Below are 26984 nucleotides of genomic sequence, written 5' to 3'. Positions count from 1 at the left end.
GTCACACATGACAGCGCTCATCCATTCCATCGGCCGTGCACTCGGTTTCACTGCGGCGAAGCGCGGGCGCGAGCTGTCCGGTTTGTCGGCGCAGCACGACGGCGAGCGCTTTCGCAACGTCAAGCCGCGTCCCGTCGAAGGATTCGGCAAAACCTTGCGCATCGCGTGGGATATGCTGCTCAACAAGCCGCAGGGAACCGTTCCGGCCGGCGCACTGCCCGTCGACACGTTGACGCGGGAGCAGCTTGATGCAGCGCCCGACCGCAGCCTGTACCGGCTCGGCCATTCAACGGTGCTGCTGAAGCTGCGCGGTCGATTCTGGCTGACCGATCCGGTATTCGCCGAACGTGCATCGCCATTCCAGCGTCTCGGCCCGAAGCGTTTTCATGCGCCGCCCATCGCGCTTGCCGATTTGCCGCCGCTTGCCGGCGTGATTCTTTCGCACGATCACTACGATCACCTGGATCGGGAAACGGTGCTCGCGCTTGCCGCTACGACGAAAGTGTTTGTCACGCCGCTCGGCGTGGGCGACCGGCTGATCGACTGGGGCATTGACGCGAGCAAGGTGCGCCAGCTCGACTGGTGGCAAAGCGTTGAAATTGACGGCATGGCATTGACGGCGACGCCCGCCCAGCATTTCTCGGGACGCAGCCTGTTCGACGGCAACAGCACGCTGTGGGCGTCGTGGGTCATCGTCGACGACGATCTGCGGGTGTTTTTCAGCGGCGATACCGGCTACTTCGACGGCTTCAGGACCATCGGCGAACGCCTGGGGCCATTCGACGTGACGCTCGTCGAAACCGGCGCGTACGACGCGCAATGGCCGTATGTCCACATGCAGCCGGACGATACCGTACAGGCGCATATCGACTTGCGTGGCCGCTTGCTTGTGCCGATTCATAACGGCACGTTCGATCTGGCGATGCACAGATGGTACGAGCCGTTCGAGCGAGTGCTAGGGCTCGCCGCCGCTCGTGGCATCGCGCTTTCGACCCCGCGCATGGGCGAGCGGCTCGACCTCGCGGCGCCGCATCGAGGCGAGCGCTGGTGGCGCAATGTCGTCGAGCCGGTAAAGGCACCGCTGCCATCGCGTGGCTTCATCACACGTTCGTTCGCACGCCTGTTCTCATGCAACGGCGCAGGCCGTGCCAACTCCTGAAGCAGCGTGACGCGGAACTCCACTTAGCGGAGTTCCGCAGCCCATCTAGAAGGTATGCTGGATGCCCACGCCGTACGTGCTGCCGGAAGGATTGGCCGTGAGCTTGTCGTATGAATACACCGTGTACACGTAGGTGCGTTTAGAAAGAATGTATTCGTAGGCGAGACTCGCCGTATTGCGCACATTGCTGCGGTCTAGCGGCGCGCTGTGTTTGGTGCGCGCCCACTCGGCGAGAATCACATTGGACGGCGTGAGCGGAACGGAAAGGCCCAGTTCATAAGTGTGAGAGCCGGTTTCAACGTTGTTGTTACTCGTCATTTGCGCGGCGCCGTAGACCTTCATGAACTTCGCGTCGTACGCGGCGCCGGCGAGGTAAAGGTACTGTCCCGTCGACGGCGCGACCGCCGCGGTCCGCACGCGCTGCGCAGAGAACACCGCCGTCAGCGGTCCGTTCGCATACGTCAAATGCAGGCCGACGTTGTCGCGCCCCTGATGCCCCGTCGTGCTGCTCACGCTATAAATCGCGGTGCCCGTCAGCCCGCCGTAGTTCGGCGATACGTACTCGATTGCGTTCTGCCAGACGGTATCGCCAAATCACCGTATTGTTGTAGCTCGCCGTGTACGACTGCACGATCAATGGCGAGAAGACCACGGAAGAGCCAAACGGATTGACGAGTTGCTGGTTGATATACGTCGGGTTGGTTTGCTCGCCAAACTTGAACGTGCCGTATGCGCCGGTGAGTCCAACGTAGGCGTTGCGCGAAAAAAGTCCGTCGGTCGTGTTGCGTCCCATCTGTCCGGTGTTCGGCCGGAAAAAACTTTCGAGGCTGAAGATCACCGCGTTACCGCCGCCAATATCCTCACGGCCGCGGATGCCCCAGAACGATGTGGTCATTCCGCCCCCGCCCATTTGCACTGTGCTTGCGCGCGTTGTACTGAGTTTCGCGCTGTCGATATACATGCCGATCAAGCCGTACATCTGGACCGACGAAGTCGATAACGACGCAGCGCCGGCCGCGGCTTGCGAAGAGTCGGCGTTCGCCGTGCCGCTTACTAACGCGAGCAGGGCCGTTGCAATGCTCGTTGCGTTAAAGCGTGCCCCGTGGCGCATGCCGTTTGTTTTTATGCACATGGATTGTGTCTCCAGACCAGTTTGTATTTTTTGAGCGCAAGCTGCCCCTGCCGCGTGCGCGTATGCGCACGCAGTCAGAACGATCTCTAGTGTTTTACAGCGGCTATATGGTCAGTTCATGCGGTCAATCCGCCCGTCGGCGCGACATGCCTGCATTCAGCTTCGAACGGTCGAGTTCGTGTTCCCACGCGGAAACTACGAGCGTGGCAACGCCGTTGCCGATCGTGTTCGCAATCGCGAGACCTGTACCCATGAAACGGTGAATGCCGAGAATCAGCACCATGCCCGACACCGGAATCAGCGGAAAAACCAGCAGCGTGGAAGTGAGCATCACGAACGCAGCACCCGCCACGCCGCTTGCTCCTTTCGACGTCAGCATCGCCACGCCCACGAGCGTCAACTGTTGCGTCAGGCTGAGTTCGATGTTGAACGCCTGAGCAATGAACAGCACGGCCATCGTCAGATAGATGTTCGTACCGCCGAGGTTGAACGAATAGCCCGCCGGAATAACGAGTCCAACAACCGACTTCGAGCAGCCGAGGCGCTCGAGCTTCTCAAGCATCTGCGGAAGCGCGGCCTCTGAAGAACTCGTGCCGAGCACGATCAGAATCTCTTCACGTATATAGCTCATGAAACGCAGAATACTGAAACCGAGCAGCCGCGAAATTGCACCGAGCACCACGATCACAAACACGGCGAGCGTCGCGTAGAACGCGCCAATCAGCTTCAGCAACGGCACAACCGCGCCGATTCCATAGGTGTCGATCGTGAACGCAATGGAGCCGAACGCGCCGAGCGCCGCCACTTTCATAATGATGTGAACGATGCCAAAAAACGTATGGGCGAAGTAGTCGATCATCGCGATCAGCGGCCGTCCGCGCTGTCCGGTCGCGGCAAGCGCTGCGCCGAACAGCACTGAAATGAGCAGGATCTGCAGCACATTGCCCGACGCAAAGGCGCCTGTGACGGTGTCGGGAATGATGTGCATCAGAAACTCCACCGTATTTTGCTGATGTGCGGCAGTCGTGTAACCGGTCAGCGCTTTCGTGTCGATGGTGGCCGGATTCAGATTGAAGCCGCTGCCGGGGTGAAAAATGTGCCCTGCTACAAGCCCTATCACGAGCGAGAGCGTCGACACGATCTCGAAGTACAGCAGCGCCTTGCCGCCCACTCGCCCCACCTTCTTCATGTCGCCCATTCCGGCAATGCCGGTCACCACAGTACAGAAGATGATCGGGCCAATGACCATCTTGATGAGCTTGATGAACGCGTCGCCGAGCGGCTTCATCTTCACGGCGAGCGAGGGCGCGAAATGCCCGAGCAGCACGCCGATAATGATCGCGACGAACACATGGAAATAGAGCGTTCTGTAAAACGGCTTCTTCGCGCCCGGCGCGGACGAGGTCATGACGGCACTCTCGCTCATGAAGCCGCTCCGAATCGGCAAATGCGGGAATCGGTTATGGTCATCTTTGTCTCCATCGAAATTGATTAGCGGAAAGTCGATAAGTGTCGCTCTCCGCATGCCTGCCGTCTCACGCGGCAGTTCAGGACATGTTGCAGCTGCAACTACACGTTGAAGCCGTAAAGCCGCGCGGGGTTCGTGACCAGCAGTTTTTCACGCAATGCCTTGTCTGGGCAGAAGCGTAATAGCAGATCGACCAGTTCGCCGTCGTTCGGCATGTCCTTGCTGATGTTCGGATGAGGCCAGTCCGTGCCCCACAGCACACGGTCGGGCGCGGCTTCGATCAGCGTTTGGGCGAACGGAATCGCATCGTCGAACGGTCGGCGGCCTGCGGATACGCGCTCCGAACCGCAGACCTTGACCCATGCGAGCGGATGGCGCATCAGCTCGAGAAGTTGCCGGAACGGCTCCTGATCGAGGCCTGCTTCAGCGCGCACGCGGCCCATGTGGTCGATCACGAACGGCACCTTGATGCGCGCGATCCGCTCGGCGTACTGAAGGATATCCTGCGCATCCAGATGCAGCACCACATGCCAGCCAAGCCGCTCGATCCGCTGCAGTACCCGGTCAAACACGTCGAGATCCGGCGCGCCGCCGAGATGCGCGACGAAGTTAAAGCGCACGCCCCGCACGCCGCGTGTGTCGAGCTCGGCGAGTTGTGCGTCGGTCACATCGCCGTCGACTATCGCGACACCGCGATAGCGGCCGTTGCCACGCGCTATCGCATCGAGCATCGCGGTATTGTCGGTGCCGTGACAGCTCGCCTGTACGATCACGCCGCGGCTCACGCCGAGAAAATCATGCAACGCGACCAGTTGCTCGAAAGGCGCGTCGGGCGGCGTGTAGCTGCGATCGGGCGCATACGGGAATACCCCGGCGGGACCGAAAACATGGCAATGCGCGTCGCAGGCGCCGGCGGGCAATTGCTGTGCGGGCCGGACAGGATGGGGATCGGGCGGCAAACAGGATTTCATGGAAGCGTCGTCTCTATCAGGGTGGCCTCGCGGCGCGGCCCTCTATGTAACTTGGTAGGTAAGCTGGGGTAAGCCGATTGTGGCGGGGAGCGCCGCTCGATACAATCTCTATACCGAACTAGCTGATATGTGAATTACACATACCTCCCGTCATGGACCTCAAGCAGTTGGAAGCGTTTGTGCATGTGGCCGAACTCGGCAGCTTCACGCGCGCCGCGATTACGCTCGACACCAACCAGCCCGCGCTGAGCAGGCTCGTGCGGCAACTCGAAGTGGAATTGCGTCACACGCTGCTCGAGCGAAATGGCCGCGGCGTCGCGCTCACGCCCGCCGGTCAGCGAAGCTGGCTCATTCAAAAGGGATCCTCTCGCAGGTTCAGCGCGCGTCGCAGGATCTGGACGAGTTGCGCGGCACCGTCGGCGGGCATTTTTGCATTGGCATCACGCCGAGCTTCGCGAAGGTCGCGACCAACGAACTGGTGCGCAGCTTTCGCACGTCGTTTCCCGGCGCGACCATTTCCGTTGCGGAAGGTCTGTCGACCTACCTGATCGAATGGCTGATGATGGGTCGTGTCGACGCCGCAGTTCTTTACGACACGTTCGATACACCGCTGATCGACAAACGCACCGTATTCACAGAAGAGCTCTTTCTGATCGGTGCTGACGACAGTAAAGCGCAAGCGGAATTCGCACCCGAGCCGGTGGAGGCAATCGCATTGCGCGACATTCCACGTTATCCGCTGGTGATTCCCGGGCGCATGCATGCGATTCGGCGCATGCTCGAATCGGTCGCGGCCGAGCAAGGAGTAAGGCTCAACATCGAACTGGAAGTGGATGCCGTGTCGTCGATTCTCGATCTGGTCAGCGAAGGCATCGGCTACGCAGTGCTGCCGCTCAACGCAACCGTGAGCGACGCGCTCAAACGGCGCTTTCGCGTGATCCGCATTACCGAGCCGACTTTATTCAGCCGCCTTGCTATTGCGACGAGCAGCAAGCATACGCTGTCGCAACTGGCGGTCCAGGCGATTGCAATGCTCGAAGAGCGGGCATTGCCTCTCTACAGTGCTGTGCGCAGCAAGTAAGAAGGCAATAGAGCCGGAGGTCTTAGCCATTGCGCTTGCAGTACTTTTAAATCGCTAATCTGTAATCACCACGGCAACGGCTTTTGCATGGGTCAATTCGAATGTGCTGAGCCGGCCCGCGCGAACGTTGAGTACCAAGCGCTCGAGAAACTCGACTTCGCGTTGGAGTTGCACGCCGCCGCTGGTTGCGGCCGCAATCCTGTCGAGACACATGCGCCGGCGTGCCAGCAGGAAATTGACGGCACTAATACGCCGCATAAAGAACTGCTCCATCTTCGTGTGGTCAGCGCATTGCTTATTTTGGAAAGCGACCATAGCACGCGCATACGGAGTAAAAGAGCGGCGCAAAGGACTCGAAAGGAACTCCCCTTGCCTGTCCGTTTCGGCTCTCGCCCCTCCCGGTACGCGTTAGAAATTTTTAAGCGCAGCTTTAGTAGAAATTGCCTTCCGTTCGCGCCTGCAAATGCCAACATCGGCCAACATTGCGCCATTCCGTCCGCTGCGACGCCATTGCCCGGAGGGCATCGGGCAGCGCGCAACGCTTGCCGCTTTGCTATTGTCGGCCGCCAATACGATACTAGTAGCCTGTTCGTATTCCGCCTTCGAGGAACTGCCGATGACTGCCCTGCTCACTCGCGAATTAGCTTCGAAATTCGCCAACCTTGCGCTCGCCCACCTCACGCGCGAATATCCGAACAAACTCACGCATTCGCTCGCCGGTCCCGAGGACGTGCAAAGCCCCCGTGCATTGCATCCGATTTTTTATGGGAGCTATGACTGGCATTCGTGCGTGCACGGCTACTGGTTGGTTCTTCATCTGATGGAGCGCTTTCCGGACTTGCCGGAAGCAGCACGTATCGTCGCGGTGGTCGACGAGCACTTTACCGCGGCGAACGTGGCCGGCGAGCGCGCTTATCTGGACTTGCCGCACAACCTGGGCTTCGAGCGGCCGTATGGCTGGGCATGGTTGCTCGCGCTCAGCGCGCAGTTGCAATCGTTGAAGCTGTCTGACGCTGCACGGTGGTCGAGAACTTTCGCGCCGCTTACCGAGGTTTTCGTCGAACGCTTCCAGACGTTCCTGCCCAAAGCCACCTATCCGCTACGCGTCGGCACGCATTTCAACATGGCGTTCGCGCTTGCACTCACGCTGGACTTCGCGCGGCAAACGTCGCACAGCCAGCTCGAAGCGCTGATCGTCAGTACCGCGGAGCGCTGGTTTTTGCACGACGTGGGGTGCCAGGCATGGGAGCCCGCGGGCGACGAGTTTCTGTCGCCTTCGCTGACGGAAGCGGAGTTGATGCGGCGTGTTTTGCCGCCCGCTCAATTCGTCGACTGGTTCGGCCGCTTTCTGCCCGAGTTCGGTGCGAAAAAACCCGCGACGCTGTTCGAACCGGTTACCGTGACTGATCGCACCGACGGCAAGATTGCTCACCTCGACGGCCTCAATCTAAGCCGCGCATGGTGTCAACGCTCGCTGGCTCGCGCGCTGCCGGCGGGAGATATACGGCGCGCAGTGCTGTTCGATTCGGCCGAGCGGCATTTGCAAAGCGCGCTGCCTCACGTGGCGGGAGACTACATGGGCGAGCATTGGCTGGGCACGTTCGCTACGCTCGCATTGGAAGCATGATCCGGGTGCAGGCCGGATATGTCCGGCCTGCAATCAGATTCGCGGTGGGCCAACAGATCAGGCCGCAAATCGGGCTCCGAGCCGGACCTCCATTGGAGCCCACGAATCCGCCGCCAGCGGCATCACTGCGTCGACAGTTTCTTCGGCTTGGCCGGTGCCTGAACCTTGTTGTACTGGAATTCCGGCGTTGCCTTCAAGGCTGCCTTCGTCGCGCCCGCCAGATAGAAATTCCCCGAGCGAATGTCGAGTGCTGCAATGGGCACCGCTACGTCATGCGACGCAACGCCGAGGAAGCCGCCCGCAGCGACGATTGCAGCGGAAAGCGAGCCGTCCGGTGCAACCACGAGATCGCGGATCGAGCCGATCTTCTCGTTCTGGTCGTTGTACACAGCTTTGCCGAGAATGCTCTTCTTCACACTCCAGCCGTTCAGCAGCGCATTGGACTGCTCGACGGTGACACTGAGAGGTTGCGTGCCGGCGACTTGCGCCTGCGCGCCGAAGCTCGTTGCAGCTACCGCGACGGCCACCAGAAGTTTGCCCAAAGTCATTCTTTTACTCCGTTTTTTAGAAGATTTGACCGGCGCATAACCGCGCCGAAAGAAACGCTGCCAAAGCATCATACCGGCTACGACGCGCGGCTGCATGCTGGGTGACATAAGCGCGGAGCACGCTGCGCGGACAGGGCGGTAAAATCGCATCGGGCGATAACGGGCCGTTTCCGAGGTGGTGAGTTTGACTGAGCTTGAGCAGGGTTTCATCTTGACGCGGCATTGGCGGGACACACCCGCCGGCACCGAAGTCGATTTCTGGCTGGCAACAGACGGCGGGCCTCGTCATATCCGTCTGCGCCATCAAACATCGGTTGCATTCATTCCCGCTGAACAGCGCGAACGCGCCGAAACCATTCTGCGCCGCGAAGCGCCGCTCGATCTGCGTTCACTGGAATTGCGCGACTTTCACCATCGGCCCGTGATGGGACTGTACTGTCCGCAATATCGTCAGTTGACCGGCTTCGAAAAGCGCCTGAAACAAGGTGGCGTAGATGTCTATGAAGCCGACATCTTTCCGCCCGAGCGCTACATGATGGAGCGTTTCATCACCGCGCCGGTCGCGTTCAGCGGTGACATCGGGCGCGACGCCGCGCTCGTGAATGGCGAGTTGAAACCGGCAGCGGACTATCGTCCTTCATTGAGACTCGTGTCGCTCGACATTGAAACGAGCGTCCACGCCGAACTCTACTCGATCGCACTCGAAGGTTGCGGGCAGCGTCAGGTGTACATGCTCGGGCCGCCGAACGGCGACGCGAGTGAAATCGACTTCGACCTTGAATACTGCGAAACGCGCGCACAGTTGCTTGAAAAACTGAACACGTGGATGGAGCGGCACGATCCCGATGCGATTATCGGGTGGAATCTCGTGCAGTTCGATTTGCGTGTGCTGCAGCAGCATGCCGAACAATACCGCGTGCCGCTTCGGCTCGGACGTGGTGGCGCGGCGATGGAATGGCGCGAACACGGCCTCAAGCAGAACCATTATTTCGCGGGCGCCGCTGGGCGATTGATCATCGACGGCATCGAGGCACTACGCTCCGCGACATGGAGTTTCCCGTCGTTTAGCCTCGAACACGTTTCCCGCGCCGTGCTGGGCGAAGGCAAAGCTATCGACAATCCATATCAGCGCATAGATGAGATCCAGCGCCGCTTCGACGAAGACAAGCCCGCGCTCGCCCGGTACAACCTGAAGGACTGCGAGCTCGTCACGCGTATCTTCGCCAGGACCGAACTGCTGCCGTTTCTGCTGGAACGCGCCACCGTTACCGGCCTGCCTGCCGATCGCAGCGGCGGTTCCGTGGCGGCGTTCACGCATCTGTATATGCCGCGAATGCATCGGCAAGGCTACGTCGCACCTAATCTCGGCGACGTGGCCGGCGCCGCGAGTCCCGGCGGATTCGTCATGGACTCGCGCCCCGGCCTTTACGATTCGGTGCTCGTGCTCGATTACAAGAGCCTGTACCCGTCGATCATTCGTACGTTTCTGATCGACCCCGTCGGGCTGGTAGAAGGCATGCTCAATCCCGGCGAAGATCAATCGGTGCCGGGCTTTCTCGGCGCCCGCTTCTCTCGCACACGCCATTGCCTGCCTTCGATTGTGAGCCAGGTATGGCAAGGCCGCGAGACAGCGAAGCGCGAGCAGAACAAGCCGCTCTCGCAAGCACTGAAGATAATCATGAATGCGTTTTACGGCGTGCTCGGCTCGACCGGTTGCCGCTTTTTCGACCCGCGGCTTGCGTCGTCGATCACGATGCGAGGCCACGAAATCATGCACCGCACGCGCGAGCTGATTCAGGCCGAAGGTTATGAAGTCATCTACGGCGATACGGATTCGACCTTCGTCTGGCTCAAGCACGCGCACGGCGAAGAAGAAGCGAGCCGCATTGGACGAGCGCTTGTCGACCATATCAACGCATGGTGGCAGCAAGATCTGCAACGGCGTTTCGGGCTCGAGAGCGCACTCGAATTGCAGTTCGAGCGGCATTACCGGCGGTTCTTCATGCCGACCATTCGGGGCGCGGAAGAAGGCAGCAAGAAGCGCTATGCAGGGCTCACTGTTTTGCCGGACGGTAGCGAAGAGATCGTCTACAAAGGTCTCGAAACGGTGCGCACTGACTGGACGCCACTTGCGCAGCAGTTTCAGCAGGAGCTCTATCGGCGGATCTTCACACAGCAGCCTTATCAGGACTACGTGCGCGACTATGTGCGCGATACGCTAGCAGGCAAGCTCGACGATCAGCTCGTCTATCGCAAGCGCCTGCGCCGGCCGCTCGGCGACTACGAGCGCAACGTGCCGCCTCACGTGCGCGCAGCGCGCGTCGCCGACGAATTCAACCGCCGGCAAGGACGTCCGCTGCAATATCAGAACGGCGGCTGGATCAGCTACGTGATTACTATTGCCGGACCCGAGCCGCTCGAAACGCTACGCTCGGCCATCGACTACGAGCACTATCTGACGCGTCAATTGCAGCCTGTCGCAGACGCAATCTTGCCGCTGCTGCGCGACGACTTTACGCGGCTGACGTCCGGGCAGAAACAGTTGTTCTGACGCGGCGCCAGCAGCGTAATGTGGGGCAAGCCATGTCATTCAGGCTTACTTCGGCGCCGGAAAGCCGAGCGCGTCCGCTTTGGTTCGCAACTCGGCAAAACGGCCGCCCGGCGCACTGATTGAGGTATTCGGCACGGCCTGGCTCTTGTCGAGTTGCGCGATGCCGCTCGCGCCCGAAGTAGCCGTCGATAGATTTGAGCAGGCCGAGCCGAAGGTGCCTTGCGTCACCGCGATAGCCGGCGCGTCGGTGCGCGGCGCGTCGGTGAAGTCGAGTGCATATGCCATGTTGAAGGTTGTCGAATCGCTCGCGCGCACGCCAAGCGGATCGAGACCGAAGCGCCACGCGAGCAACTGGTGAATCGAACTCGGGTCGAACGGATAGCGCGACACGTAGTTGGCGCGCACACGCGGTCCGAGCAGCACGCAGGGCACGCGAAAACCGAGCCGGCCGTCGTTGCCGAGTGCGGCCTCGGCGGCGGACACCGGCTTCACGGGCGGCGCGACATGCTCCATGAAACCGCCCCACTCGTCATACACGATGATCATCAGCGTCCTGCTCCAGTTGGGGCTGGTGCGTAGCGCATCGTAGATCTGGCCGAGCAGCACCTGGCCGTTGCGCACGTCGGCATGAGGATGGTCGTCGTTCGACGTGCCCTGCGCCTCGCCGCCAAAGCTGGGTTCGACCATGCAGAACGATGGCAAGGTGCCCGCCGCCGCGTCGGAGAGAAAGTCGGCGAAGAGCTTCGAGCGGCCCACGTAGCGCGTACCGTAGAGCGCCGTGAACGGCACGTCGTGGAAGTAGTAGGTGGACGAAACGTTTTTCGCGTCCAGGCGGTCCCAGATGGTCGGCAGCGTCGACGTGGCGAGCGTGTCCGACAAGCGGTCTGTTTCGCCGCTGTGCAGATACAGACGGTTCGGATAAGTGTCGGCCAGAATGCCGCTCATATAGTAGTCGCAGACGGTGTACTGCGGTACCGCGCCGCGATAGAACTCGAGGTCCGCTGCCTGGAAATAGCCAATCGGCAACAGGTCGCCGCGCATGAGGCTCGTGCCGGCCGTGAGCAGAAAGCCGTTCATTGCGCCATTGGCAAGATGAACGCGCCCGGCGTCGTATGAGTGATTCGGGTCGGCGAACGAGCAGGCCTGGAAGCCATAGGCGGGATTCGAGGGGAGCGAGAACGGCGTGTGAGTTTCGCCGAATGCATCTTTGAAGTTTCGACCGCTCTGTGCAGTTTCGGCATTGGGCACCCACCCTAGCAGATGGTCGAACGAGCGATTTTCCATCGTGACGAGCACTACGTGATCGATGCCCGAGGTAGCCGGATCGGGTAGCGCGGTACGCGGCAGATTCGCACGGCCGGGAGGAATCGTGCCGACGGCTGGCGGTCCTCCAGAGCCCGAGCCGCCGTTGCTACCGCCGCCACCGCCTCCTCCACACGCCGACAGTGCGATTGAGCCTGCCAGCGCGGCAAGAACCTTGCGGCGGCCCGCATCGGGCGGATTGGTTGGCCTGGTCGTCATGATCGTCTCCCTTTGTTGGCTGCTTGCTGTTTTCGCGAAAGAATTCGCGTGGCGGATTTTTACCACCGGGCGATTTCGTGCAACGAGGGAGCAATTACCGTTCCGCGAAATAAGGAAGGCCGGGTTGACGATGCAGCCCGGGTTCTCGCACAGCAACCGAGTCAGGTCAGCAATCACAAGCGGTGAACGATGCCCACGCCGCGGCAGACGCGGGAGATGCGGCACGACCGGAACCGCCGGCTGGCCGCAAGCCTTCTCAACGCTGCAAGCTCAGGCCTTATGCATCGGCAACGGGACTGCTGATAAAGCGCAGCGCGAGCCGGTTCATCGCGATCGCAACGGCCGCGATGATCGCGGGCACCGCCAGCACCGAGAACACCACCTGAAAGCTGAACCCGAGCGAAAGCAGCGCACCGCCCACGAGCGAGCCCAGAATCCCGCCCAGGCGCCCGAACCCCAGCATCCAGCTCACGCCGGTCGCCCGTGCCCGCGTCGGATAGCAGCTCGGCGCAAGCGCGTTCAAGCCGGTCTGCGCGCCGCTCATGAAAAAACCCGCACACGTGACGAGAACCGGCAGCAGGCTCGATTTGAGCGTCCCCATGCCGAGCGCGAAGATGAACACGCCGCCCAGCAGATAAGCCGCGCCGATCACGCCGTTGCGGTCCAGACGGTCCATCGCGAAGCCCACCACCACGGCGCCGACAGTGCCGCCCAACTGGAACATGCCGGTGATCGCGGCCGCACGTTCGACGGGCAAGCCGGCGTCCTTGATCAGCGTCGGCAGCCAGCCGGTCAGCAGATAAATGATCAGGAGTCCCATGAAGTAGGTTAGCCACAGCATCAGCGTGCTGAATGCGTAGCCGTCGGCGAACAGCATCCGCACCGGCGCCTTGGCCGCGACCACCGGTTCAGGCGCCGTGAAGCGCACGTCCTTGTTGAACTCGTGGCCGCATACGCGCCCAAGTGTCGCCGCGATACGTTCGGTGGGCATCTTGCGCACCAGCATAAGACGCGCGGATTCAGGCAGCAGCCACAGCAGCAGCGGCACGCTCACAATCGGCAGAATCCCGCCGAACATGAACACCGCGCGCCAGCCGTAGTGCGGAATCAGCGAAGCCGCGACGAAGCCGCCCGCGCCGGAGCCGAAATTGAAGCCCGTGAACATGATCGTGAGCAGCAGCGACCGGTTGCGCGACGGCACATATTCGGAAAGCAGCGTCGTCGAGTTCGGCATGGCGGCACCGAGGCCAAGGCCCGTGAGAAAACGCAGCGCGACAAGCTGCACGGGCGTCTCGGCAAATGCGCAAATCAGGCTGAAAAAGCCGAAGCAGAACACCGAAGCGATCAGCACCTTCTTGCGTCCGATACGATCGGCAACAGGACCCGCAGCCAAAGCGCCGACCGCGAGGCCGACCATTGCAGCGCTCATCACCGGACCGAACGCGGTGCGGCTCACATGCCAGTCATGCATGACGACGGGCGCAACGAAGCCCATCACGGCCGTGTCCAAGCCGTCCATCATGACGATCAGGAAACACAGAACGAGGACGAGCCATTGGTAGGGCGACACCTTTCGTGCGTCGATAAACGCCTTGATGTCGACTGAGTCTGCAGATTTCATGCATGTCTCCGAAGAAAATAGTTTCCCGTCCCGGCTTTGCGTGGAAGCCGGTTTTTTGTTCTGGCATCGAAATGGAGGAGCCGCCAGCGCGCGGCTCAGGTGCTGCGCGCTAGACCGCTTCGGGCACCTGGCGCGTCTTCAGAAACGCTTCGAGGGTTTCGCCTCGCATGCTTGCGTACATGCCCAGGTTGGTGATCTTCACCACGCGCGCGAATTTCTCCAGCACGAAGAAGCACACGCCGTAGCGGATCAGGCCGATCCAGTCGGCGTTGTCGACAAGCGCGCGCTCTTGCGGCGTGAGACCTGCTGCGTCGTAAGCCGCCTGACGATTTTCGAGCCACAGTGCGCGAGCCGGCGCTTCGCGCATCTGCCAGAAGAAGCGGTTCAGGCGCATCGCCTTGATGCTCTGGCGAATATCGAACGGATACGTGCCCGTCAGTTCTTCGACGCCGATCAGTTGCGGATTCATTGCGCCACCTCCTCTTCGTAAATCGTCACGGCCATTGCGGTGCTCGTTGCAAGGTAGTAGTTGCGATGCAACTCGCGGACCTTCGGACCGAGCGCGCCGCGCATGGCGAGCCACATGATCGTTTCGACGCTTTCCGCGCCGCCGAGGCGCACGTAATCGACATGCTTCATCGCGGCAAGACGTTGCGGTTCGTGAACGATCAGGTCGAGGAACTCCATGTCCCACTCCGTGTTGTTAAAGCCGCTGCGCTCGCCGTGAACCTGGTGCGAAAGGCCGCCCGTGCCGACCACCACGACGTCGAGATCGTCTTCATACGATTCGATCGCGCGGCGCAGTGCCTGGCCGAGGCGATAGCAGCGGTTCGCGGTCGGCAGCGGATACTGCAGCACGTTGACTTCGACAGGCACGAGCGCAAGCGGCCAGCCGCCGGCGTGAGGCAGCATCAGCGAAAGAGGCGAATTGCAGCCGTGATCGAGCGCCCGGTCCTGAAAGATGGTGAGGTCGAACTCGTCGTTCACCAGTTGCTCGGCAATGTGGATCGCAAGGTCGGGGTGGCCCGCGATATCCGGAAGCGGACGCCTGCCCGCACCCTCGTCCGCGAATTCATGATTGCCCGACACGCCCAAAGCAAACGTCGGGTAACAGTCGAAGAAGAAGCTGTTCGCATGGTCGTTGTAGAACATCACCATAGCGTCCGGCTTGCGCTCGGCGAGCCAGTTCGCGACCGGCTCGTAGCCCTTGAAAAGCGGCGCCCATGCGGGATCGTCCTGCTTACCCTTGTCGTACGCCATGCCGATAGTCGGCACATGCGAGGTGCCGATGCCGCCAATGATCCTTGCCATTTCGTTTGTCTTCCGTCCTTCGTGCTGCGCGATTGCTGCGCGCCAATCGGATAGGTAGCGGGAAATCTGGAAACCGTCCTCTCAACCCGTCTTGGGATACCAAGATAAGAATTGTGGGGCTTTTTAGGAAGTACGGGTAAACCGCGGTTAGCTCGCAAATAGGCGTCTTACCGAGGGAATTCCTGGCTTTACGTATCTTGCGCTAGTCCGGAAAACCGCACGCTGCCGGGATCACTTGGTATCCCGAGTCGGTCTGCGCCGTATTTTCGCGCGAGTTTTTCACGTGGCTGCCAATAAACAGAACAGATGCCCACGAAACCAACTCGCAAGTCGTTTTTCAAGGCGTGGTGCCGCGGGTTTTGCGTGGCTATACTGGACGACGTCCAATGAGCAGATGACGATGAACGAAACGACACAGCAGGCTATTGTTCAGACCTTACGCGAGAGAATTCTGGCGGGCGAACTGTCGCCCGGCCAACGCCTCGTCGAAGCGCAACTCGCGCAATGGCTCGGTGTATCACGTACGCCGCTGCGTTATGCGCTAAGCGTGCTGTCTTCGGAAGGACTGCTCGATCGCTCCGGCGCGCGCGGCTACGTGGTGCGCCGCTTCAGCGTACGCGACGTGCTGAACGCAATCGACGTGCGCGGCGTACTAGAAGGTCTCGCCGCGCGCTCGGTGGCCGAGAGCGGCGTGGGCACCGCGCTCGCCGCCGCGCTCGACGACTGCCTGCGCGAAGGCGACGCCATCTTTGGCAACGGCCACCTTCAACCCGGGGACGACGTGCGTTATGCGGAGATGAATGGGCGCTTTCACTCGCTCATCATCGAGGCAGCGCAGAACACGGCGGTTAGCGCCGCGTTGAGTTTGAACGACAAGATTCCGTTCGTGTCGCCCTCCACCATCGCATTCGACGAAGCCGCGCGCGAGCGTCAGTTCATGATGCTGATGTATGCGCACCGCCAGCACCACGCGATTGCGGACGCGTTGAAGAAAGGCGAAGGCGCGCGCGTGGAAGCATTGATGAAAGAGCACACGCACATATCGAAGGAAAGCCTGAACCTGTCGCTGCCGGCATTGCATCTGATCGCGGGCGCCGCATGACGCGCGACGCATCGCTCGTTGCCGTTAGAAACCGGGCGCCCGGGCAAGCGCCTGCGAAGGCCACGCCCCCCGCAAGCAGCAAGGAGATGCTCAATCTCGCGCAATTGCGCGCATTCCGCCTTGTCGCGGATAGGGGCAGTGCAACGCGTGCCGCCGCCGCGCTGTTTCGCGCGCAATCGGCGGTCACGCGCTCGGTTCAGGAACTCGAGTCAGCAGTTGGAGAACCCCTATTCGATCGCGGTCCTTCGGGCATGCTGCCCACACCCGTTGGCCGGGCGGTGCTGCTTCGCTGCGAACGGATATTCGCAGAGCTCGAAGAACTCGCACAATGGTGCTCTGCGCGGCAAGCACGCCGCCGCCCTGCTGCCGAAGGCGCATTGCCCGCCTATCTGCTGAACACACGGCGGCTGCAGATTTTCGTCGCGCTGGCACGGCACCGTCATATGCCGAGCGCGGCCAAAGCGTTCGGTATCAGTCAGCCCGCTGTGAGCACCGCGATCCGCGTGCTCGAAAGCGGCTCGGGCCTGAGCCTTTTTCACCGGAGCCCGCGCGGCATTCTGCTCACCGCCGAAGCCGAAACGTTTCTGCTGCATGTGCGGCGCGCGTTGAACGAATTGCGCCACGTACCCGACGATATCGCCGCACTGCGCGGCAATATTCGTGGCGCGGTAACGGTCGGCGCGCTGCCGCTCGGGCGCACGCTGATCCTCCCCAAAGCCATCGCGAAGATGAGCTCGGACAATCCGGGCGTGCGGGTGGTCACCGATGAAAGCGCGTATGAAGCGCTGGTGGCGGGATTGAGAGCGGGCGACATCGACTTCATTCTCGGCGCGCTGCGCGAGAACGACTCGACGAGCGGCCTGAGGAACGAGCGCTTGATGTCGGAAGACATGGTGCTTCTCGTGCGGCGCGATCATCCGCTCACGCGCGCACATGAGCCCAGCATCGCGGATTTGCGTGACGTGCAGTGGATTTTGCCGCGCAGTCACGCGCCCGCGCGGGCGCTATTCGAAGCCCAGTTCAAGCGGATGAAAATCAAACCGCCAATGCCCACGGTTGAAACCGCCGACCTCGCGGTGATTCGCGGCCTGCTGCTAGGCACCGACATGGTGGCGGCGCTGTCCGCGCAGCAGTTGCACTACGAGGTGCAAGCGGGGCAACTCGCTGTGCTCAATGTGCCTCTGCACAACACCCGGCGCGATATCGGGCTGACCATGCGCGCGGCGGGTACGCCCTCTCCGGCGGCCCGGGCGCTGATCGACGCGATTCGTCTGTCGGTGGTCGACGTCACACGCACAGTCAGTGTCGCGTCAAGTTAGCGGCGGCTTGCGGTAACGGCCCCGTGACGGCCTGCGGCGAGGACCGCGGTCAGAGCGTTGCTAGCCCCGCGGCTCCCATACGGAGGGCGGAATGCCGACCACACCGTCAAACAGCCAGCGCGCTGTGCGCAGCAACGCCGCGCTCAGCACCTCGGGCCGATCGGGCTCGCCGCCGAGCGTGAGTTCGACGGTGAACTCGCCGGTCGGATGCTCGACGGAAACCCGTTTGCGCGTGCCCTCAGGTTCCACCTTCGCAATGCCGTCGCACACCGTACCGGGCAACACGGCCGCCGTCGCCACGCTGACCGCGCCAAGCACACCAATCGATGCATGGCAGCGGTGCGGAATAAAACTGCGCGTGGAAATCGTGCCGCCGTTGCGCGGTTCCGCGACGAGGCACATCTTCGGCACCGTGCGCGCGCTGACGTCGCCAAGGTTCATCATCGGACCCACGGCAAGCCGGATCTTTTCGATGCGCGCCTTCAGTTCGTCGTCTGCGTCGAGTTCCTCGCGCGTTTCGTAACCGGTGCGTTGCAGGTCGCGCGCTCGCATCAGCACGAGCGGCATGCCGTTGTCGATGCACGTGAGTTCGACGCCTTCTACCGTGTCCTTCAGTTGCCCCGTCGGCAGCAGCGCGCCGCATGTCGAGCCGGCCGTGTCGCGGAACTCGAGCGGAATCGGCGCGGCGCCGCCCGGCACGCCGTCGATGCGCGCGTCGCCTTCATACGTCACGCGATAGCCCGGCGTGCTGACGGTCGCGACCGCAATCTGCCCGGTGTTGACCATGTGAATGGCAACGCGCGTGCTGCCGTCTTCCGCGTTGACGAGTCCGCGTTCAATCGCGTACGGGCCGACGCCCGCGAGAATGTTGCCGCAGTTCTGGCCAAAATCGACGCGCGCCTCGTTGACGACGACCTGCGCAAACAGATAATTGACGTCGGCGTCCTCGCGCGACGATGGGGAAACGATCGCGACCTTGCTGGTCAGCGGGTCCGCACCGCCGATACCGTCGATCTGCCGCGGGTCGGGCGAACCCATCACGGCGAGCAGCACACGGTCGCGTTCGGCGGGCTCGGCGGGCAAGTCGGACGCCATGAAAAACGCGCCTTTGGACGTGCCGCCTCGAATCAACATGCAGGGAATGCGGATCTGGGTGCGACTGGACATCGCGGGTCTCCATCGCTAATGGGCGGCTCCCATTGTAGTTTTCGACGGCTCCGGCAAAGCACCTAAAGCGGCGCGCAATTCCATCTAATCTGTTTATCGGCTGTGCCTGGCGGCAATCCGCGCCGCGTTGCAAGCGGCCTGGCATGGCGGGAGTCGAATCCCGCGGCAATGCGTTGACGCAGCGCACATCTGAAACCGCTTTCTCCATACAAAAAGCGGGCTTTTGCCCATCGCCGGGGATTGGCTTCAAAACCGCCTTCTATTCGACCAATTGAAGCTCGGCCACCCGGCGCACACTGACATCGTGCCAATTGCGTCAGGAGCTTCAGATGTCTTCCCGTCATCGCCAGAATCGCCCGTTCGACGAAAACCAGCCCGAGCCGGGAACGGCCGAATGGACCAACCCTGCGCCCGACGCCGACGCGCAAACCATGCACGGCCTGCACATTGCTTCGCAGAATGTGTTGCGCCTCGCGACGCAGACGTACAATGCTGCGGCGCGCGGCGACGAAGCAGCGGCACAGGCAGCGCGCGCGTCGCTGGAACAGCAACTGGGTCTGACCACCCGTCTGATCGACGAGCTCGTTTCCGGCGGCGCCGACCAACCTACGATGCACTGACGGCCCGCAATAAAGCAAGGCCAACAGCAATAACCGCAGTTTCCAATCTTCGAGACAAGAAATGAGCGCTTTGACGGTAATTCTCTGCATCTGGGCAATGGTCGCGTTCTGCGCGGTGCTGTTCATCCGCGGCGCCACTGCGCGCGTCGAGCGCCCCAGGAAGTCGGCGCAAAGCCGTCCGGCGCGCTTCTCAATCGCCGAATAAGGGCTCCGCGGGGCGGCTCGATGTATTGCGGTGAACAATCGGCGCACGGCGCCGATTGAGTTCCGTCAATCCCTCGCGGGCCACGGCAACCCTTGCGCCGACCAGTCCAGTTCGACGCCGATCACCGAACGCTCGTCCGCGAACTGTGCAGCGAGCGTCACCGCGATGCACGGCCTACCGCTCGCCAGCGAAAGATACGGATTACTGGCGATCGCGACGCCCGGCAACAGCACTGCATTGCGATAGTACGGCCGATGATCCCAGCGCGCGTCGCGCGGATTCGCCACCGGATGCAGCGAAGCACCTTCCATGCTCCACGCCGGGCCCGGCACTTCGGGACCGAGCTGGCGTCCGGAAGCGTCGAGAATAAAGCAGCTCACGCAACGCTCGAACGTCGCCAGACAAGAGAACGCGCGATCCATGGTCACGCCGGCACGCAACGCGTCCGCGGCCTCGCGCAACGCCACGCGGTACGGCTCGACCACGGATTCGAACAACGCATGCTGATGCGCGCGGCCCTGCGCGATCACGTCGAAGGCATCGTCGATTCGCAGATGCACGGAGCCAGGCGACGCGATCTGCGCTGCCGGCCGCCCAAGCAGATAGCCCTGCGCGAAGTCCACGTTCGACTCGACGGCGAGAATCAGCTCCTCGGTCGTTTCCACGCCTTCCACCACCACCAGCATGCCGGCCTGATGCAACAGCGACACGAGCTTGGGCAAGATCGGCTGTTCGGTGCCGTGCCCCGTCGCGCGTATCAGTTCGCCGTCGAGCTTGACGATATCCGGACGGATGCGCAGCAGCCGGTCGAGGTTCGACTGGCCGGCCCCAAAATCGTCGACGGCAATCAGGAAACCGTGTTCGCGGTACAACGCCGCCGCACGCGACATCTCGCCGACACTGCCGCCGTGCGACTCGAGAATCTCGAGAATCACCTGTTGCGGCGCGAGCCCCACCCTTCGCACGATGGCGGCGAGTTCATCCGCATAGCCGTCGGCGACGAACGTGGCCGGCAGAATGTTGAGGAACAGCCAGCCGTCGGCGGGCAGCGACGCGCGCGCGTTGGCAAGGTGCACCGCGTGGCTCGCGCGGTCGAGCACGCCTTCGTCGTTGGACGGCTTGGGCGCGAACAGCACCGCGGGCGGCAGCAGCGCGCCGTCGTCCAGCTCGCCGCGCAGCAGCGCCTCGAAGCCGACCTGCTTCTGATGCGACAAGCTGAAAAGCGGCTGAAAATACGAGGTAAGGTAATAGTCTTCCCATCTATGCCGTGAGCCGGCCGAGCCCGCCGCCCCGCAGGCGTCCTCGATCAGCGATTGCAGCGGTGCGTCCGGCAGCGGACGCTCCGAGCACACGCGGTTCCGGCCCGAATGCTTGGCGCGCAGCAACGCTTCATCGGCGCGGTCGAGCAGCACCATGATGCTTTCGCCGCTGCGGTGCTCGGCCACACCGAAGCTTGCAGTCAGATTGCCGTCCGGGCGCTCGATCGCGGCAATCGCGCCGCGCAGCCGCTCGGCAAGGCGCAGCGCGCCGGCAAGGTCCTCGCACAGCAATATGGCGAATTCCTCGCCGCCGATCCGGCTCACGCTGTCGGTGCCCGCGGTTCCGTCGAGCAGCACCCGCGCGACCTGGCGCAACGCAAGATCGCCCACCCCATGACCGAACCGGTCGTTCAGCGACTTGAAGTTGTCGATGTCCAGAAAGATCGCGCTGACTTCCCCGCCCTGCGCCACGTCGGCGAGGCGCTGCTCCGCCTGGGCGACGAACGCGCGGCGGTTTTGCAGACCGGTCAGTGGATCGGTGGCCGCCAGTTGAGCCAACTGGTCTTCGAGCAGGAAGTGATTGCGCCGGAACCGGTAGAAGCCGAAATGAAACACGACCGAGGTCGGCATGCCGATCGCCGCGATCCACATCCACATCACGATGTCGACGTCGGCCGTGCGCGGCGCGCCGGGCAGCAGTGCGATTGCCGTCGCATAGAAGAGCGCGCTGCCGACGAAAAAATGCGTTGGCGTGAGCCAGAGCGGCGCGGCGCAAACCGGTATCACGACCATTGCCGGCAGCGTCCACAGCAGCGGCTGTTGCAAGCCCGCAACGTTCAGCGCCAGTCCGCCAATGAGCGCGAGCGAGAATGCCACGCCGATTGCACCGAAGGTGCACGTCGACTTCGCCCGCGGGATGGCCAGCACCAGCAAAGCCAGCACGAGTGCCCAACCAAGGCGGTACGCAAGCGGCGCCGCCGGTCCGCCGATGAACCCGCGCGCCGCCACCAGAGAGAGGAACGCAACGACGGTGAACGCCATTGTCACGGTCGACAGCGGACGCTGATGTTCGAGCGAGCGCCGGTGAAAGCGCTCGCGCAGACTGGCATCGGATGAGTGCGGCGGCGAAGTAAGGAGCATAAGGATTGGCTACAGGGCGGGTCCGGTCACTCTATCCATGTATATCGGCAAACCTCTGACGAATGTTGAGCCTTTCGAAAAATATCTGGAAATAAATACACAGTCGGCGCCCGCAGACTGAGTGCAACGCGGCGATTGAGCCGCACCCCGCTTCGCTCCCGATGCGTCGGACCCCGGCGATCATACCGCAGCCTCGGAAATTAATTCCGACGCGAAATAGTTGGTATGTGCAAAGCGCACGGCGGCAGAAAAAGGATGGAACCAGAGCCTCAATCCAGGGAACGAAGCGGCCGTTAACACGGCCAGGAAGTTGCGATTGAACAGTAATTTGCATGCCACGCATCGCCGGAAGAATGCGGAATGCTTCGTGGTCCTTCCGTATGCAGCAACCGGTTCGCAACTATCGGACAGGTGACCGAAAGTGGCTAAAAGTTAATGTCTTAAGTAGACTGCTTCAAAGTGTGCGGAAGCGCCTGGTCAATGCGGTAAAACTAACCTATGCGGCCCCGCGCGAGTTGCGCGAGCACTGTCCCTGCACCCCGGTCGTCGCGGTCTTTCTTAGCCTTTTTTAGCCAGTCGGCATCGACGTCCATTTTCCAGAAAACATGGTTCCAATCCTCGATTACCTGCTCGAACGCCAGATGTCACCGCAATGGCGGGGCATGCTTTGCGCCTTGGCCTCGGAGTTCGAGGCGCAGATCGGCCGCGATGAATTGCGTCAACTGATGCACCGCGTGGGCAGCCGTTTTGCCGCGGCCCATCCGCTGCCCGCTTGCGACTCGACTACCGACCTCGCGCGGACGCTGAACGAGCGTTGGCAGGAAATCGATTGGGGATATGTCGAACTCGCCGACGAATCCGACTCGTTGCGCATCGTTCACTATTGCGCGCCGCTGCCGGCGTTCGGCAACGACGCGCTCGCCTGGACCCCGGCATTCCTGGAAGGCGCGTACCAGACCTGGTTGAGCGCGCTTGGCGCGCAGGGCTTGTCGGTCGCGCAAACCAGCGAGTATTCACACGACACGGCGCTCGAGTTCCGTCTCGGCCGTCATGCCGCGTGAATGCCATAACAGGCCACGGACGATCTGCGCGCAGCACCGGTGCGCGATCGGCAACATGCAGTCAGGTTGGGCACTGGTTTTGCGCCGCGACCGGAAGCGACGACCGGGCAACGTAAAGCACTAAAAGAATGGCGGCAACATGAGTTCATCAAGCGACATCGAAAAATTATTCGATCACTTCGGCGGCGACGCCAGCGCGTACCAGGAGATCGGCCGCGAGAACGAGGCGCATTCGGCGCGCACGCGCTGGCCGTTGCTAGTGACGCTCGATCTCAGACAGCCGCTGATTCCCCCCATCGGGCAACGCGGGGAAGCTCGGCCCCAACCGGTGGCCGATAAGGCCGCCGCGCTCGCCATCGAGCGTCAGGACCAGGCCGCGCCGAAAGACGCGGCCTCGGTCACGCGCGCAAAGGCACCGCTTTTCACGCGCTCGCATCGGCGCGACATTCCACCAGTTGCCGCGGCTGCGACAGCGCCGGACGCGCCGCGCGGCGCATCGCGCTTCGGTGCGCCTGAAACGAATAGCGAGCTTGCGAAGGCGCCGGCTTCGAAGGCGGCTGATGCCGCGTCGGTGGTGGTTTCGTCGTCGGCTGCGTCGTCGGCTTCGTCCCCGGTTTCACCGGCAACGGGACATGCCGACCCGGTGGCCGCTGTCGTCCCTCCGGCCAGGATCGCATCTGTCGCGCCGCTTGTGCCCATTTCCGCCGTGCCGCCGATTGCCCCAGTTGTTAGCAGCGCGCCGGCCATTGCTGCTAGCAATCCGCCCGCAGCAGCGGCGCGAACGTCCGCCACCGCTCCGGCATGGGCACAAGCGCCGGCGCCTGCTCGTGCCGATCCAGGCGCCACCCGCACGCAACAGGTCACGCCCGCGTCCGCCTCGGCTCGCACGCAGCCCGGCATGTCTACGCCAGCGTCCATGGCGGCCCAACAACCGGCGTCGATCCTCGGCAAACTGTTTGCCTCGCAAGCGGAAGCCGCGCCGCGCCGCCCGGCCACGCCCGTTACGCAAGCCGTCCCGCTGCAATCGCTGTTCGACCGCCTGCGCGGCACGCCGCGCGCAGCCACGGCGTCCGCGGGCGCCGCCGAACCCGCCGAGCCCAACTCGTGGCTCGTCAACGGCCCGCGTCGCTCATGAAAGTCATTGCGGTAGTGTCCGCCAAGGGCGGGGTCGGCAAGACGACCCTCGCCGCGAACCTCGCTTCAGTGCTGGCCGCGAGCGGCCGTCGCGTGATCGCGCTCGACCTCGATCCGCAGAACGCGCTGCGCCTGCACTTCGGCGTGCCGCTCGACAGCATCGACGGCATCTCGCGCGCCACGTTGACCGGCGACGCATGGCAGTCGGTCATGTTCGACGGCGTCGACGGCGTCACCGTGCTGCCCTACGGCGCGGTACTGGAGGACGACCGCCGCCGCTTCGAGGCGCACGTCGACCAGGACCCGCTGTGGCTCGCGCACGCGCTGCGGACCTTGAGGCTCGAAGCATCCGACGTCGTGGTCGTCGACACGCCGCCGGGTTCGTCCGCGTATGTGCGCGCCGCCTTGTGCGCGGCCACCTTCGCGCTGAACGTGGTGCTGGCCGACGCCGCTTCTTACGCGGCGATTCCGCAAATGGAGCGGCTGATCGACACGTACGCGGCACCGCGCGCCGAGTTCGGCGGCGTGGGCTACGTGGTGAATCAGATCGACCAGTCACGCCAGTTGACCAAAGACGTACTCAAGGTTCTGCGTCAGATGCTCGGCGAGAAGCTCTTTCCCGGCGTGATCCATCTCGACGAAGGCGTGAGCGAAGCACTCGCCTGCGACACCACGCTCATTCACTACGATCCGCTTAGCCAGGCCGCCGCCGACTTTCGCGCGTGCGGCACGTGGCTGATGTCGGCGGTCGACGCGATCGCTGTGTCGCCAAGGAATGTTGCATGAGCACGACTCACCCCGAGGGCATTGAAGCGAGCGAACCGTCGCGGTTCGAACGCTTTGTCGACGCGCGCTTCTGGAATAGCCGCATCGTCACCGGTCTCGTCACGCTGTTCGCGCTCGTGATGCTGTACTTCGTTTTCACGGTGCCGCTCGCTTTCTACGAGCAACTGACGTTCGCCACCTGCTGCTTCGTCACCGCGCTGCTGTTCCGCCGCCTGCAAGGCCGTTACGCGACGATGGTGATGATCATGCTCTCAGTGGTCACCTCGGGCCGCTATATGTACTGGCGGCTAACGTCGACGACTTACTGGGAGCATCCTCTCGACGCCGCGTGGGGTCTGCTGCTCGTGTCGGCGGAAGTCTATTCGACGCTCGTGCTGCTGCTCGGCTACTTTCAGACCGCGTGGCCGCTCAAGCGCAAGCCGATGCCGCTGCCCGCCTCGCGCAGCGATTGGCCGACCGTCGACGTCTTCATTCCCACTTATAACGAGCCGCTTTCAGTGGTCAAGCCGACCATCTACGCGGCGCTCGCACTCGACTATCCGGCCGAGAAGCTGTCGATCCATGTGCTCGACGACGGCCGCCGTCCCGAGTTCAAGGCGTTCTGCGAAGAAGTCGGCGTCAACTGGACGATCCGCACGCACAACCGTCACGCGAAGGCCGGCAACATCAACGAAGCGCTGAAGATCACCAAGGGCGAATACCTCGCCATTTTCGATTGCGATCACATTCCGACGCGCTCGTTCCTGCAGATCGGCCTTGGCTGGTTCCTGCGCGACAAGCTGCTGTCGATGCTGCAAACGCCGCACCACTTTTTCTCCGCCGACCCGTTCGAGCGCAATCTCGGCACGTTCCGCAAAGTGCCGAACGAAGGCGAACTGTTCTATGGGCTCGTGCAGGACGGCAACGACCTGTGGAACGCAACCTTCTTCTGCGGTTCGTGCGCACTGCTGCGCCGGACAATGGTCGAGGAGATCGGCGGCATTGCAGTAGAGACCGTCACTGAAGACGCTCACACCGCGCTGAAGCTGCACCGTCTCGGCTACGCCACAGCGTATCTGGCGATTCCGCAAGCCGCGGGGCTCGCGACCGAGAGCCTGTCGGGCCACATCGGCCAGCGGATTCGCCGGGCGCGCGGCATGACGCAAATCTTCCGGATCGATAATCCGCTCACCGGCAAGGGCTTGAAGTTCGGCCAGCGGCTTTGCTATCTGAACGCGATGATGCACTTCTTCTACGGCATCCCGCGTCTCGTGTTCCTTACAGCGCCGCTGTCGTATCTGTTCTTCGGCGCGCATGTGATCGAAGCCGCCGCGAGCACCATCGCCATCTACGCGCTGCCGCACATGATGCACGCGAGCATCACCAATTCGCGCATGCAGCGCTCGTTCCGACATTCGTTCTGGGCCGAGGTATATGAATCGGTGCTGGCGTCGTATATCACCGCGCCTACCTTGCTCGCGCTCATCAACCCGAAGCTCGGCAAGTTCAACGTAACGGCCAAGGGCGGGCAGATCGAGAAGAACTATTTCGACTGGGCGATCTCGCGGCCGTATCTGTTCCTGCTGTTGCTGAACCTGATCGGTTTCTGCGTGGGCGTCGTGCATATCTATCTGAACTGGCATACGCGCAGCGTCGTGCAGACCACCGTGCTGAACCTCGGCTGGACCACGTACAACATGCTGATTCTCGGCGCGAGCGTCGCTGCCGCAAGCGAGCGCCGGCAGATTCGCGCGGTGCACCGCGTGGCGATGGAAATGCCCGTGATGCTCAAGTTCTCGACGGGCCGCACGCTCGCGTGCAAAACCATCGACTACTCGGAAGGCGGCGTGGGCGTCGCGCTACCCGCCGCCATTCAGGTGCCGATGCACGAGCGCGTCACCGTGTCGCTCTTTCGCGGCGACGAGGAATACGCGTTCCCCGCGACTGTCGGGTTCACGGCGCCGGGCCGGGTCGGCCTGCGCTTTTCCGCGATGACGCGCGAGCAGGAATACGAATTCGTCAAGACCACGTTCGCACGCGCCGACGCCTGGACCGGCTGGGCCGAAGGGCGCCAGCAGGACACGCCGCTGCGCGGCCTCTCGCACGTGCTGACGGTGGGCGTGCGCGGCATCGCAGGCCTCTTCGAGCATCTCTACAACGACCTGCGAAGCTCGATGAAAAGCCGTCCGGTGGACGTCAAGAAGCTAAAAACCAAAGACTGA

The 26984-nt window shown here is 62.5% G+C and carries 22 protein-coding genes and 2 pseudogenes; 13 read left to right on the top strand and 11 right to left on the bottom strand.

Annotation, left to right across the window (positions count from 1 at the left end; translation table 11 throughout):
• Nucleotides 1–7 precede the first annotated feature (7 nt).
• Entirely contained in the window at nt 8–1159 is a 1152-nt protein-coding gene (locus RW095_RS18490) for an MBL fold metallo-hydrolase (RefSeq protein ID WP_317017452.1), read from the top strand.
• Nucleotides 1160–1204: 45 nt separating this feature from the next.
• Here the strand turns inward: RW095_RS18490 and RW095_RS18485 are convergent.
• From RW095_RS18485 to RW095_RS18475, 3 genes and pseudogenes are all read right to left on the bottom strand, one after another.
• Nucleotides 1205–2291 (bottom strand): annotated as a pseudogene (locus tag RW095_RS18485) (porin).
• Between the two features lie 124 nt (nt 2292–2415).
• On the bottom strand, nt 2416–3717 hold the full coding sequence (locus RW095_RS18480; RefSeq protein WP_317017450.1) for a dicarboxylate/amino acid:cation symporter: 1302 nt from the start codon (nt 3715–3717) through the stop codon (nt 2416–2418).
• A gap of 143 nt (nt 3718–3860) precedes the next feature.
• Nucleotides 3861–4730, bottom strand: coding sequence for an amidohydrolase family protein (locus RW095_RS18475; protein ID WP_317017448.1), 870 nt, complete (start codon nt 4728–4730; stop codon nt 3861–3863).
• 152 nt (nt 4731–4882) lie between these two features.
• On the opposite strand from RW095_RS18475, the pseudogene RW095_RS18470 reads away from it, so the two are divergent.
• Both RW095_RS18470 and RW095_RS18465 read left to right on the top strand, forming a co-directional pair.
• Nucleotides 4883–5008: pseudogene (locus RW095_RS18470) on the top strand (LysR family transcriptional regulator); the annotation flags it as partial.
• 125 nt (nt 5009–5133) lie between these two features.
• Complete coding sequence (locus RW095_RS18465; RefSeq protein ID WP_317017447.1) at nt 5134–5811, top strand: LysR substrate-binding domain-containing protein; 678 nt, start codon at nt 5134–5136, stop codon at nt 5809–5811.
• A gap of 54 nt (nt 5812–5865) precedes the next feature.
• On the opposite strand, the gene RW095_RS18460 is transcribed toward RW095_RS18465, so the two are convergent.
• Nucleotides 5866–6069, bottom strand: coding sequence for a hypothetical protein (locus tag RW095_RS18460; RefSeq protein WP_317017445.1), 204 nt, complete (start codon nt 6067–6069; stop codon nt 5866–5868).
• Between the two features lie 358 nt (nt 6070–6427).
• On the opposite strand from RW095_RS18460, the gene RW095_RS18455 reads away from it, so the two are divergent.
• Nucleotides 6428–7438: a DUF2891 domain-containing protein gene (locus RW095_RS18455; RefSeq protein WP_317017443.1), complete on the top strand. Its 1011-nt coding sequence runs from the start codon at nt 6428–6430 to the stop codon at nt 7436–7438.
• A gap of 122 nt (nt 7439–7560) precedes the next feature.
• Here RW095_RS18455 and RW095_RS18450 read toward each other — a convergent pair whose 3' ends face one another.
• Entirely contained in the window at nt 7561–7986 is a 426-nt protein-coding gene (locus RW095_RS18450) for a PRC-barrel domain-containing protein (protein ID WP_020066394.1), read from the bottom strand.
• A 184-nt stretch (nt 7987–8170) separates the two neighbouring features.
• On the opposite strand from RW095_RS18450, the gene RW095_RS18445 reads away from it, so the two are divergent.
• Nucleotides 8171–10537, top strand: a complete 2367-nt coding sequence (locus RW095_RS18445; RefSeq protein ID WP_317017441.1) for a DNA polymerase II — start codon at nt 8171–8173, stop codon at nt 10535–10537.
• Nucleotides 10538–10582: 45 nt separating this feature from the next.
• Here RW095_RS18445 and RW095_RS18440 read toward each other — a convergent pair whose 3' ends face one another.
• The 4 genes from RW095_RS18440 to RW095_RS18425 form a co-directional block, all read right to left on the bottom strand.
• Complete coding sequence (locus tag RW095_RS18440; protein WP_317017440.1) at nt 10583–12058, bottom strand: alkaline phosphatase family protein; 1476 nt, start codon at nt 12056–12058, stop codon at nt 10583–10585.
• Nucleotides 12059–12335: 277 nt separating this feature from the next.
• Complete coding sequence (locus RW095_RS18435; protein WP_317017439.1) at nt 12336–13679, bottom strand: MFS transporter; 1344 nt, start codon at nt 13677–13679, stop codon at nt 12336–12338.
• Between the two features lie 109 nt (nt 13680–13788).
• The gene (locus RW095_RS18430; RefSeq protein ID WP_128584976.1) at nt 13789–14148 is read right to left on the bottom strand and encodes a protocatechuate 3,4-dioxygenase; all 360 of its coding nucleotides are present in this window, start codon (nt 14146–14148) and stop codon (nt 13789–13791) included.
• A complete protein-coding gene (locus RW095_RS18425; protein ID WP_317017438.1) occupies nt 14145–14990 on the bottom strand; it encodes a gallate dioxygenase in 846 nt (281 codons plus the stop codon). Before RW095_RS18425 ends, RW095_RS18430 begins: the two co-directional genes overlap by 4 nt.
• A 400-nt stretch (nt 14991–15390) precedes the next feature.
• Between RW095_RS18425 and RW095_RS18420 the strand changes: the two genes are divergently transcribed.
• On the top strand, nt 15391–16092 hold the full coding sequence (locus tag RW095_RS18420) for a GntR family transcriptional regulator (RefSeq protein ID WP_317017436.1): 702 nt from the start codon (nt 15391–15393) through the stop codon (nt 16090–16092).
• Nucleotides 16089–17411, top strand: coding sequence for a LysR family transcriptional regulator (locus tag RW095_RS18415; RefSeq protein ID WP_317017435.1), 1323 nt, complete (start codon nt 16089–16091; stop codon nt 17409–17411). The genes RW095_RS18420 and RW095_RS18415 overlap by 4 nt, the downstream gene beginning before the upstream one ends.
• Nucleotides 17412–17471: 60 nt before the next feature.
• Here RW095_RS18415 and RW095_RS18410 read toward each other — a convergent pair whose 3' ends face one another.
• Nucleotides 17472–18578, bottom strand: a complete 1107-nt coding sequence (locus RW095_RS18410) for a 4-oxalomesaconate tautomerase (protein ID WP_317017434.1) — start codon at nt 18576–18578, stop codon at nt 17472–17474.
• A gap of 329 nt (nt 18579–18907) precedes the next feature.
• Between RW095_RS18410 and RW095_RS18405 the strand changes: the two genes are divergently transcribed.
• Complete coding sequence (locus RW095_RS18405; protein WP_317017432.1) at nt 18908–19198, top strand: hypothetical protein; 291 nt, start codon at nt 18908–18910, stop codon at nt 19196–19198.
• A gap of 61 nt (nt 19199–19259) precedes the next feature.
• Nucleotides 19260–19403 carry a hypothetical protein gene (locus RW095_RS18400; RefSeq protein ID WP_317017431.1) on the top strand — a complete coding sequence of 48 codons (144 nt, stop codon included), beginning with the start codon at nt 19260–19262 and terminating at the stop codon, nt 19401–19403.
• A gap of 65 nt (nt 19404–19468) precedes the next feature.
• On the opposite strand, the gene RW095_RS18395 is transcribed toward RW095_RS18400, so the two are convergent.
• A complete protein-coding gene (locus tag RW095_RS18395; protein ID WP_317017429.1) occupies nt 19469–21802 on the bottom strand; it encodes a bifunctional diguanylate cyclase/phosphodiesterase in 2334 nt (777 codons plus the stop codon).
• 605 nt (nt 21803–22407) lie between these two features.
• Between RW095_RS18395 and bcsD the strand changes: the two genes are divergently transcribed.
• From bcsD to bcsA, 4 genes are all read left to right on the top strand, one after another.
• Nucleotides 22408–22863 carry a cellulose biosynthesis protein BcsD gene (gene bcsD, locus RW095_RS18390; RefSeq protein ID WP_317017428.1) on the top strand — a complete coding sequence of 152 codons (456 nt, stop codon included), beginning with the start codon at nt 22408–22410 and terminating at the stop codon, nt 22861–22863.
• A 139-nt stretch (nt 22864–23002) separates the two neighbouring features.
• A complete protein-coding gene (gene bcsP / locus RW095_RS18385) occupies nt 23003–23998 on the top strand; it encodes a cellulose biosynthesis protein BcsP (RefSeq protein ID WP_317017426.1) in 996 nt (331 codons plus the stop codon).
• Nucleotides 23995–24783 carry a cellulose biosynthesis protein BcsQ gene (gene bcsQ / locus RW095_RS18380; protein WP_128590147.1) on the top strand — a complete coding sequence of 263 codons (789 nt, stop codon included), beginning with the start codon at nt 23995–23997 and terminating at the stop codon, nt 24781–24783. Before bcsP ends, bcsQ begins: the two co-directional genes overlap by 4 nt.
• Nucleotides 24780–26984, top strand: a complete 2205-nt coding sequence (gene bcsA, locus RW095_RS18375) for a UDP-forming cellulose synthase catalytic subunit (RefSeq protein ID WP_317017424.1) — start codon at nt 24780–24782, stop codon at nt 26982–26984. Before bcsQ ends, bcsA begins: the two co-directional genes overlap by 4 nt.

Origin of the sequence: Paraburkholderia kirstenboschensis (genome assembly GCF_032806925.1) — a bacterium.
In the GTDB taxonomy this organism is placed as follows: domain Bacteria; phylum Pseudomonadota; class Gammaproteobacteria; order Burkholderiales; family Burkholderiaceae; genus Paraburkholderia; species Paraburkholderia kirstenboschensis.
This window is presented reverse-complemented; position numbering and strand designations above follow the sequence as displayed.